Here is a 394-nt window from a genome sequence, read left to right as displayed (position 1 = left end):
TCTTCCCCGCCCTGTTCGGCGGCCCCGCCTACCTGAACGCGCTACGCGCCCCGTTCCCGGACGTGCCGTTCGTGCCCGTCGGCGGCATCGACGCCACCGCCGCCCTCGCCTACCTCACAGCAGGAGCAGTCGCCGTCGGATCCGGCTCGCCCCTGGGCCGCGACGCCGACGACCTCGTCGACCAGGCCTCCCTTCGCACCCGCGCCTCACAATGGCGCGCCGCTCTCAACATGGCGTTGACCGCATCCCCAACATCCCCACCGCCCCCGAGGGCGGCCGCGCGGTTCCCGAGGTGGTGGCCGCGCGGGCGGCGATGGCCGTACTGCGGGCCACCGGCCCGGTCCGGCTCGCCCCGCCCAGGGAACTGTCCGTCGCCGGTGCCGCGGCCATCGTC

The 394-nt window shown here is 75.6% G+C and carries 1 pseudogene; it reads left to right on the top strand.

The window, feature by feature from the left end:
* A pseudogene (locus tag PUR61_RS19065) lies at positions 1–218 on the top strand (bifunctional 4-hydroxy-2-oxoglutarate aldolase/2-dehydro-3-deoxy-phosphogluconate aldolase); the annotation flags it as partial.
* Positions 219–394: the final 176 nt, after the last annotated feature.

The organism is Streptomyces sp. BE20 (assembly GCF_036322525.1).
Lineage (GTDB): Bacteria > Actinomycetota > Actinomycetes > Streptomycetales > Streptomycetaceae > Kitasatospora.
The sequence above is the reverse complement of the archived record's forward strand: the minus strand, read 5'-3'. Positions and strand labels throughout refer to the sequence as shown.